The sequence below is a fragment of the Micromonospora sp. NPDC023888 genome (assembly GCF_040639415.1).
GTDB lineage: Bacteria > Actinomycetota > Actinomycetes > Mycobacteriales > Micromonosporaceae > Micromonospora.
In genome coordinates this window covers 51855-60896 of the sequence record NZ_JBEZZW010000043.1, presented here as the reverse complement: position 1 = coordinate 60896, position 9042 = coordinate 51855, and the positions used below count along the sequence as shown (strand labels likewise).

Sequence of the window (9042 nt, the reverse complement as noted above, 5' to 3'; positions counted from 1 at the left end):
TCCACACGATGGTGCCGGTCAGTGCCGGGGTGGCCCAGGCGAGCATCACGCAACTGGCCACGAAGGTCGCCATCTTGCGGCCGAGTCGGTTGAGCAGCAGCCCGACAAGCGTGCCGAGGACCATGGTGAGCAGCACGTTGGCCGCAGCGAACAGGACCGTGTTGCGCAGCACGGTCAGGAAGAACGGATCGGAGAGGATGTCGGCGTAGTTGCCCAGCCCCACCCACGGCCACTCCCGGTCGCCACGCAGTTGCCGGACGCTGTTGAGCCGGTAGAAGGACATCACCACCACCTGGCCGAGCGGCCAGAGCAGCAGCACCCCGATGATCACCAGTGCGGGCAGGAGCAGCAGGTAGGGCAGGCGGTCCACCCGGCGACGCCGCCGCGCGGGGGTCTCCCGCGCGGCGGCCGTCTCCGGCACCTCGGTCAGCGTGGTCACTTGGCGTTGAGGATGCTTTCCATCTCACCGGCCGCGTCGGCGGTAGCCTTCTCGACCGTCTTCTGACCCTTCATGACCGAGCTGTTCATCGCCTGGGTCACCGTCTTCGTCCGGCTGACCTCCACCCACTTCGGGGTGAGCGGCGTGAGCTTGGTGTTCTGCATGGTGGTGGCGAACGCCGCCATCACCTTGTCGTTCGCGTACGTGTCACCGGCGACCAGATCCTTGTAGACCGGGAAGAAGCCGAGGCTGCTCGCGAAGCTCTGCGCGTTCTTCTTGTTCAGCAGCACTGTCAGGTAGTCCCAGGCCAGGTCCTGGCGCTCACTGTCCTTCCAGATCGCCACGTCCGAGCCGCCCGCGAACCCGGGTGCCGCCTTGCCGTCCGGGCCGGGGATCGGGAACGTACCCCAGACCTTCTCGATCTCGGGGTTGTCCTTCTTGATGGCGCCCTGCTGCCAGCTACCGGCGAACGCCATCGCGGCCTTGCCGGTGGCGAACTGCGTGCGCGCGTCGATCTCGTTCCAGCCCGCGGCCGCCGGCGGGGCCACCTTGTGCACGGTCACCAGGTCGGTCCAGAACTTGACGGCGCGCTGTGCCTCCGGCGTGGTGTAGCCGGACTTCCAGGTGCCGCCCTGGTTGCTGGCGATCTCGCCGCCGGCGCCCCAGAGGAAGGAGTAGAACGGCAGCTCGGAGTTGCCCGGCAGGGCGATGCCGTAGGTGCCCTTCTTCTTCGCCTGCACGGCCTTGGCCACGGTGACCAGGTCGTCCCAGGTCTTCGGGGGCTGCACGCCGGCCTCGGCGAACCAGTCGGTGCGGTAGTAGATGGCGCGCACACCCGCGTACCAGGGCACGCCGTACTGCTTGCCGTCGAGCTGGGCGTTGCGCACCAGGTCGGGCAGCAGGTCCTTGCCGTCGGCCCAGCCGCCCATCCGACCGCTGACGTCGGCGAGCGCCTCCTGGGCGGCCCAGCCCTGCGTCTCGGTGTTGCCCAGCTCGGTGATGTCCGGTCCCTCGCCACCGGCGAGCGCGGCCTGGAACTTCTTGGGCGCCTCGAGCCACGGAATGTACTGCACCACCACGTCGGTGTCGGGGTGCTTCTGGCGGAACTCGGTCTCGACGGAGTCGAGGAAGGCGTTCTGCGCGTCGCCGCCCTCGCCCATCATCCAGACCGTGAGCTTGCTGTCGTCGGCCGCGTCCTCACCGGAACCTCCGCAGCCGGTCAGCACCATCGCGGCCGAGGCCACCATGGCGGTGACCGGGGCCAACCGCTTCCACCTGTTCACGCCACTTCTCCCCTCGCGCCACCTGGAACTAACCTTCTCCGCCGCACCTTAGTACGGAGAATTCTTTTACGACAGTGGGCGGGACCGGCCGAAGCGTGGCGACCGTACCGCAGTGGCCCGACGAGCGACGCCGTGACATCGGGTCGAAGTTGGGCACAGGGCACGAAAAAGCGCCCGGCTCGCGGCCGGGCGCTTTTTCGGTCGTGCTGTCCTACGGTGGTGCTGCCTCGCCAGGTGATGCCAGGTCGTTATCGGGTGACGCTGCGGCGGCGACCCACACCGGCCACCAGCGCGACAGCGATCGCGGCGACCACGACCTGCACCAGCAACTCGGCCCAGTCGATGCCGCTCGTCTCGGTCGCGATGCCGACGGCCCGCGCCAGCACGGTGCCCAGCAGGGCCGCGCCGATACCGATCAGCAGGTGCAGCCAGATCGGCATGTTCTGCCGGCCCGGGACGACCAGGCGGCCGAGCGCGCCGACGATGAGACCAACAACGATCGCAGTGATGATGCCCCACACGGTGAGCTCCACGGCCACCCTCCTTCAGAAGAATGTTCGACACACGAGGTGTGCTTCCTGTCGTGACCACTAATTGCCCGACCCAACGAAAATCCAAACCGACTCCGGCCACCAAACGATCACGTCTTGGCCGACAAGAGGACGTTCCACAGCCGCATGATCAACACGAGGTTCTTGACGTTGCGGCATCACACCCACCGGGACACCCCGACATCACGGAAACCGAGTGGATCTCCGCGATCCGGCACGCGGGGAACGTCCGACGAGGTGGCAGCGGCAGAACGCCGATGGGCGCCCGGCCTGTCGGCCGGGCGCCCATCGAAGGTGTGGCGGTGGTACGAGAACTTGTGCTCGGTGTTACCGGGTCACTCGGCGGCGGCCACCCACGCCGGCCACCAGCGCGACAGCGATCGCGGCAACCACGACCTGCACCAGCAACTCGCCCCAGTCGATACCGCTCGTCTCGGTCGCGATGCCGACGGCCCGCGCCAGCACAGTGCCCAGCAGGGCCGCGCCGACACCGATCAGCAGGTGCAGCCAGATCGGCATGTTCTGCCGGCCCGGGACGACCAGACGGCCGAGCGCGCCGACGATGAGACCAACAACGATCGCAGTGATGATGCCCCACACGGTGAACTCCACGGTCGCCCTCCTTCAAAGAATGTTCGACACACGATGTGTGCTTCCTGTCGTGACCGCTAAGTGCCCGACCCGCCGAAAGCCCAAACCGACTCACCGTGGATGACAACGCCAGACGTCGATGTCCGAAGGGTGCGTCGGTTGGCGCGGACGTGCGTCCACACAGGTAGGAGCCCATTTCGTGGACCGGTCGACCTGACGACAGCGCCAGAAAAAATTTCTGCGCACCCGTGCCCGCGTACCGACATCCCGCCGCAGCAGGGACCCGACCTCACCGGAGGGGACGACCCCGGCCGACGCTGCCGACCGGGGCCGGAAACTACTTCTTCCCGGCGGCCTTGCCGTCGCCGGAGTCGGAGGAGAGGGCGGCGATGAAGGCCTCCTGCGGCACCTCGACCCGGCCGACCATCTTCATCCGCTTCTTGCCTTCCTTCTGCTTCTCCAGCAGCTTGCGCTTACGGCTGATGTCACCGCCGTAGCACTTGGCGAGCACGTCCTTGCGGATCGCCCGGATGGTCTCCCGGGCGATGACCCGACTGCCGATGGCCGCCTGGATGGGCACCTCGAACTGCTGGCGGGGAATCAGCGTACGCAGCTTGGCGGCGATGGTGACGCCGTAGTTGTACGCCTTGTCCTTGTGCACGATGGCGCTGAACGCGTCCACCGGCTCGCCGTGCAGCAGGATGTCCACCTTCACCAGGTCGGAGGCCTGCTCGCCCGAGGGCTCGTAGTCGAGCGAGGCGTAGCCCTTGGTGCGGCTCTTCAACTGGTCGAAGAAGTCGTAGATGATCTCCGCGAGGGGCAGCGTGTAGCGCAGCTCCACCCGGTCGGCGGAGAGGTAGTCCATGCCCAGCAGGGTGCCGCGCCGACCCTGGCAGAGCTCCATCACCGCGCCCACGTAGTCGTTCGGCGTCAGCACGGTGGCCCGTACGACCGGCTCGTACACCTCGGCGATCTTGCCGCTGGGGTACTCGCTGGGGTTGGTGACCACGATCTCGGCGCCGTCGTCGGTGATCGCCCGGTACACCACGTTCGGCGCGGTGGAGATCAGGTCGAGGTTGTACTCGCGTTCCAGCCGCTCCCGGATGATCTCCAGGTGGAGCAGGCCGAGGAAGCCGCAGCGGAAGCCGAACCCGAGCGCACCGGAGGTCTCCGGCTCGTAGTCCAGGGCGGCGTCGTTGAGCTTGAGCTTGTCCAGAGCCTCACGCAGGTTGGGGTAGTCGGACCCGTCGATCGGGTAGAGACCGGAGTAGACCATCGGCTTCGGGTCCTTGTAGCCACCCAGCGCCTCGGCCGCCGGCCGACTGTTGATGGTGACCGTGTCACCGACCCGGGACTGCCGGACGTCCTTCACGCCGGTGATCAGGTAGCCGACCTCGCCGACGCCGAGCGCCTCGGCCTTGACCATCTCGGGTGAGATGACGCCGATCTCCAGCAGCTCGTGCACGGCGCCGGTGGACATCATCTTGATCCGGTCGCGGGCGCTGATCCGGCCGTCGATGACCCGGACGTACGTGACGACACCGCGGTAGACGTCGTACACCGAATCGAAGATCATCGCCCGGGCGGGCGCCTCGGCGTCACCGACCGGCGGGATGAACTGCCGGACGATCTCGTCGAGAAGGTACGGGACGCCCTCGCCGGTCTTGCCGGAAACGCGGATGCAGTCGGCGGGGTCGCCGCCGATCAGATGGGCCAACTCCTCGGCGTACTTCTCCGGCTGGGCGGCCGGCAAATCGATCTTGTTGAGCACCGGGATGATGCGCAGGTCGTTTTCCAGCGCCAGGTAGAGGTTGGCAAGGGTCTGCGCCTCGATGCCCTGCGCGGCGTCGACCAGCAGCACGGCGCCCTCGCAGGCGGCCAGCGACCGGGACACCTCGTAGGTGAAGTCCACGTGCCCCGGGGTGTCGATCATGTTGAGCACCGCCTGCTCACCGGCCCGCTCACCCTCGCGGATGGTCCACGGCATGCGGACGGCCTGGCTCTTGATGGTGATGCCGCGCTCGCGCTCGATGTCCATCCGGTCCAGGTACTGCGCGCGCATCTGCCGCGGGTCGACCACACCGGTGAGCTGCAACATCCGGTCGGCCAGGGTCGACTTCCCGTGGTCGATGTGGGCGATGATGCCGAAGTTCCGGATGCGACCGGGGTCGGTGGCACCAGGGGCGTTCGCGCCGGGATCGAGCTTCGGTGGCACAGCGGTCCGTTCTGGTCGGCTGACGTGAACAGGCCGGCGCGCCGCCGACCCCCTCCATGTTCCCACGCCGCCGGGGTGCGCCCGCTGCGCGGGCGACGGATCGGCCCGCGACCCTCACTCCAGCGGCGGCTCGACGAAGAGCGCAGCCAGCCGGGGCAACCGCCGGCGCGCCTCCTCCTCGTCGTCGAAGTCCCAGAAGTCGTTGAGGTCCGGCGTCCGCACCGGGTCGCGGTCCGCCGGCAACTCGGTGGCGGTGGCCTTCCGGTACGCGTCCCAGGGCACCGACAGCATCTGCTCGGCGGAGAACTCCTCACCGCTGAGCGACGCCGCCCGCACCTGGGGCAGTTCGGCAAGGGAGTCCGGTTCGGCGACCGCGCGGGCGAAGACCACCCGTCCCTGGGTCATCAGCCAGCCCCGGAAGTGCTCGAAGCCCTCAGCCGAGGCGCCACCATTGATCAGGTACGCCGCACCCCACAGATCGGCCTTGTGCGAGGCGGCCAGCACCCGCGTCTGGTGCCGCGCGTACCCGACGATGTCCTCCGGGTCACGCTCGGCGAGCAGCGCGACGGCCCGCGCGGCGACCGGCCCGGGTTCTCCCCCACCGCCGGCCCGAGCCTCGTCGATCAGCTGCCAGAAGTCCTCGGTCCTCATGGCTTGGCAGTCTGGCAGTGTCGCCGTGCGTCGCGCACGCACCCCGGGGCAGCATGGTGTGGTGTCCCCTCCCCCGCTGCCGCCGGTGCCCTACCACGCGAGCGCCGAGCGCCCGTCGTGGCCGACGCTGCCGGCGGCGCTGCGGGCCGCGGTCGCCGACCGCCTCGGCGCGCCGGTGGTCACCGCCCAGGTCGCGGGCGCGGGCTTCACCCGCGGCTTCGCCGCAGTGCTCCAGACCGCCGACGGTGGCCGGGCCTTCGTCAAGGCGGCACCCGCCGTCGAGCAACCGCACCTGGTCGACTGGTACGCCCGAGAGGCCGCGATCCTCGCCCGGCTGCCGGCCGCCCTGCCAGCGCCCCGCTTCCGCTGGACCCTGTCGGCGGCGGGCTGGTTCGCGCTCTGCACCGACGCCATCGACGGCCACACCCCGCACCTGCCCTGGGTGCCCGCCGAGTTGGACGCCACCCTCGCCGGGTACGCGGAGGTCGCCGCCGCCCTCGCCGACCCGCCGGCAGAGTTGACCGCGCTCGGCCTGCCGCACCTGGCCGATCTCGCCCGCTCGGACATCCTCTGGTGGGAGGAGGTCGCCGCCGGGCGCGAGCCCATCCCACCACTGCCCGCTCCGGCACGGGGCCGGCTGGCCGAACTGGTGGCGCTGGAGTCCCGCCTCCCCCGGTACGCCGCCGCGGCGACCGGCCTGATCCACGGCGACCTGCGGGTCGACAACGTGCTGATCGACGCGGACGGCCGAGCCTGGTTCTGCGACTGGACCTGGGTCTGCTCCGGGCCGGCCTGGTTCGACCTGGCCGGTCTGCTGCTCACCGCGTACGCCAGCGGCCTGGACGCCGACCGGCTCTTCGCCGCGCACCCGGCCACGGCGGGCGCGCCCCCGGACGCGCTTGACGCGACCCTGGCCGCGTTGGCCGGCTACTACCTCACCGGCGCCGCGGCGGCTCCCCCGACCGCCTCGCCGCATCTGCCCGCCCACCAGCGGTGGAGCGGTGAGCAGTTGCTCGACTGGCTGGCTCACCGTCAGGGCTGGCGGTGAGCCGGGGTTGGCCCGGCCGGTGACGCGGGCTCTGCTGGTGACGCGGGCCCGGCGGTGACCCGGCCCTGGCGGTGACCCGGCCCTGGCGGTGAGCCGGCGCGACGGCTGGGGCGTAGGCTGATCCCCGACGGGCCGGGTCCGTCCGCACGATGACCGAGCCGTTTTGGCTCGTCCCGGGCGACCTGGTAACCTGGCTCTTCGCGCAGCGATGACGCATGTTCGTCATCTCGCGCAGAAGCTGACCAACCCGAGCTATCAAGACGAGGCTGTCGCGTGGCGAACATCAAGTCCCAGATCAAGCGCAACCGGCAGAACGAGAAGGCCCGGCTGCGCAACAAGTCGGTCAAGTCGTCGCTGAAGACCGCCGTCCGGAAGTTCCACGAGGCTGCCGAGGCCGGTGACGTCGAGAAGGCCACCGCGCTCATGCTGGACGCCTCTCGCAAGCTGGACAAGGCCGTCAGCAAGGGCGTGATCCACTCCAACCAGGCCGCGAACCGCAAGTCCGCGATCGCGAAGCGCGTGGTTGCGCTCTCCGCCTGACGACTTCACCGTCAGACTGATTCGGAAAGCCCCGGGCCTCGGCCCGGGGCTTCCGTGTGTCCACAGGCCGGCATCGTGTCTACAGACCAGCCGCTCAACCCGACGGGTCCGGTTCGACCTGACGGGGTCGGGCTCAGCGTGACCGGTCGGGCTCAGCGTGACCGGTCGGGCTCAGCGTGACGGGTCGGCGCGACGGGCGGGCGGTGCCGGATCGGCGGTGACCACCACACCGCTGACGCTGTGCGAGATCCACTCCACCTGGGCTCGGCCGACCACCGGCTCCATCTGCCGGCGAAACCGATCGCGTTCCTGCTCGGGCACGAGCGCGGCGGAACGGACCACGATCGCGGCCACCATGTCGTTGAGCTTCACCATCGCGGCCACCACCGCGGGCAGCACCAGGACCGCCCACCAGGTGACCAACTCGGCGAGGGCGAGCAGCACGGCCAGCGCGATGGTGCCCTCGAAGAAGAGGAAGCACAGCACGCCGCCGGGGTTGACGAACCGCAGGCCGAGGAGTCGGGCGTAGAGCGGCCGATAGCGTTCCTCGTCGACGGCGACAGTGGCCCACGCCGGGCGGTTCGCCCTCGTCACCTGGTGCCGCCCTGCCGGGCTGCCGCCACCGAGAAGACCGCACGCTCCAGGGCGTACGCCCGGTCGTCGGAGCCACCCTTGACGGCGGCGTTGCACTCGGCGGCGACCTGCATGGCCCGGACCAGGCCCTCCGGCGTCCAGCCGCGCCCCTGCCGCTGCGCTCGCTCGATCTTCCAGGCGGGCATGCCGAGGCTGCTGGCGAGCTGGTAGGGGCTGCCGCGCCCGGCCGACGCCACCCGGGCCACCGTGCGTACGCCGTCGGCCAGGGCGTCGGCGATGGGCACCGGGTCGACGCCGACGTGCAGGGCCCAGCGCAGCGCCTCCAGCGCCGCCGGCACGTCACCGACCATGGTGGCGTCCGCCACCGTGAAGCCGGTCACCTCAACTCGACCCCGGTAGTAGCGGCTCACCGTGTCGGCGCTGATCCGCCCGTCGGTGTCGGCGATCAACTGGGAACAGGCGGCAGCCAGCTCGCGCAGGTCGTTGCCGACCGCCGCGATGAGCGCCTCGGCGGCGTCGTCCGTACACTTTCCGCCGGCCCGGCGGATCTCGTCACGGACGAAGGCCACCCGGTCGCGGTGCCCCTTGAGCTTGGCCGCCGGGACGACAGTCGCGCCGGCCGCCCGCAACCCGTCGGCGAACGCCTTGCCCTTGGCGGCACCCAGGTGCAGCACCAGGAGTTGGACGTCCGGGTCGGGGTTCTTCGCGTACGCCAGCAGTGCGGCGACCAGGTCCTTGCGGGCGTCCTGGCCCGAGCGCAGGATCAGCAGTCGCCGCCCGCCGAACAGCGATGGGCTGAGCATCTCGGCGATCTCGCCGACAGTGAGCGCACTTGCCTGGTATTCGCGGACGTCCACCTCGGGGTCGACACTGCGAACCTTCGCGACAGCTTCGGTGACCGCGCGCGTGGCGAGCAACTCCTCGTCACCGAGGACGAGCAGAATGGGGGCGAGGTTGGCGGCGGTCACGCCGCCCATATTCGCACGGCCCACGTCGGGATCGTGCCTGCTCATTCGCTGCTTGGTCGGCGCAGCCCGCAGACAGCGCAAATCCCGACATTTATCTCAATTGCCACTTAATCTACAATTCATCTCGCCTCATCGGGTCGGACGCGCGCTGGCGGGTACCCA

Annotated in this window: 9 protein-coding genes and 1 pseudogene; 2 read left to right on the top strand and 8 right to left on the bottom strand. The window is 69.7% G+C overall.

Annotation, left to right across the window (positions count from 1 at the left end):
• The 6 genes and pseudogenes from AB0F61_RS29000 to AB0F61_RS28975 all read right to left on the bottom strand — a co-directional run.
• Nucleotides 1–439: pseudogene (locus AB0F61_RS29000) on the bottom strand (sugar ABC transporter permease); the annotation flags it as partial.
• Entirely contained in the window at nt 436–1722 is a 1287-nt protein-coding gene (locus AB0F61_RS28995; protein ID WP_357815973.1) for a sugar ABC transporter substrate-binding protein, read from the bottom strand. The gene AB0F61_RS28995 and the pseudogene AB0F61_RS29000, both read right to left, overlap by 4 nt.
• A gap of 248 nt (nt 1723–1970) precedes the next feature.
• On the bottom strand, nt 1971–2255 hold the full coding sequence (locus tag AB0F61_RS28990; RefSeq protein ID WP_357815971.1) for a GlsB/YeaQ/YmgE family stress response membrane protein: 285 nt from the start codon (nt 2253–2255) through the stop codon (nt 1971–1973).
• 345 nt (nt 2256–2600) lie between these two features.
• A complete protein-coding gene (locus AB0F61_RS28985) occupies nt 2601–2885 on the bottom strand; it encodes a GlsB/YeaQ/YmgE family stress response membrane protein (RefSeq protein ID WP_357815968.1) in 285 nt (94 codons plus the stop codon).
• A gap of 316 nt (nt 2886–3201) precedes the next feature.
• Complete coding sequence (lepA, locus tag AB0F61_RS28980; RefSeq protein WP_357815965.1) at nt 3202–5079, bottom strand: translation elongation factor 4; 1878 nt, start codon at nt 5077–5079, stop codon at nt 3202–3204.
• Nucleotides 5080–5193: 114 nt separating this feature from the next.
• A complete protein-coding gene (locus AB0F61_RS28975; RefSeq protein WP_357815962.1) occupies nt 5194–5730 on the bottom strand; it encodes a DUF4240 domain-containing protein in 537 nt (178 codons plus the stop codon).
• Between the two features lie 61 nt (nt 5731–5791).
• Between AB0F61_RS28975 and AB0F61_RS28970 the strand changes: the two genes are divergently transcribed.
• Both AB0F61_RS28970 and rpsT read left to right on the top strand, forming a co-directional pair.
• Nucleotides 5792–6778, top strand: coding sequence for a phosphotransferase (locus tag AB0F61_RS28970; RefSeq protein WP_357815958.1), 987 nt, complete (start codon nt 5792–5794; stop codon nt 6776–6778).
• 273 nt (nt 6779–7051) lie between these two features.
• Nucleotides 7052–7318 (top strand): 30S ribosomal protein S20, encoded by a 267-nt coding sequence (gene rpsT / locus AB0F61_RS28965; protein WP_030336508.1) that lies wholly within the window; start codon nt 7052–7054, stop codon nt 7316–7318.
• A gap of 171 nt (nt 7319–7489) precedes the next feature.
• Here rpsT and AB0F61_RS28960 read toward each other — a convergent pair whose 3' ends face one another.
• Nucleotides 7490–7912, bottom strand: a complete 423-nt coding sequence (locus tag AB0F61_RS28960) for a hypothetical protein (protein ID WP_357815955.1) — start codon at nt 7910–7912, stop codon at nt 7490–7492.
• Complete coding sequence (gene holA, locus AB0F61_RS28955; RefSeq protein WP_357815980.1) at nt 7909–8889, bottom strand: DNA polymerase III subunit delta; 981 nt, start codon at nt 8887–8889, stop codon at nt 7909–7911. The genes AB0F61_RS28960 and holA overlap by 4 nt, the downstream gene beginning before the upstream one ends.
• Between the last annotated feature and the right edge of the window lie 153 nt (nt 8890–9042).

What these genes read in the sequence shown, in the direction of transcription:
- AB0F61_RS28975 (WP_357815962.1), bottom strand. Translation starts at nt 5,730, where the DNA reads ATGAGGACCGAGGACTTCTGGCAGCTGATCGACGAGGCTCGGGCCGGC.
- holA (WP_357815980.1), bottom strand. Translation starts at nt 8,889, where the DNA reads ATGGGCGGCGTGACCGCCGCCAACCTCGCCCCCATTCTGCTCGTCCTC.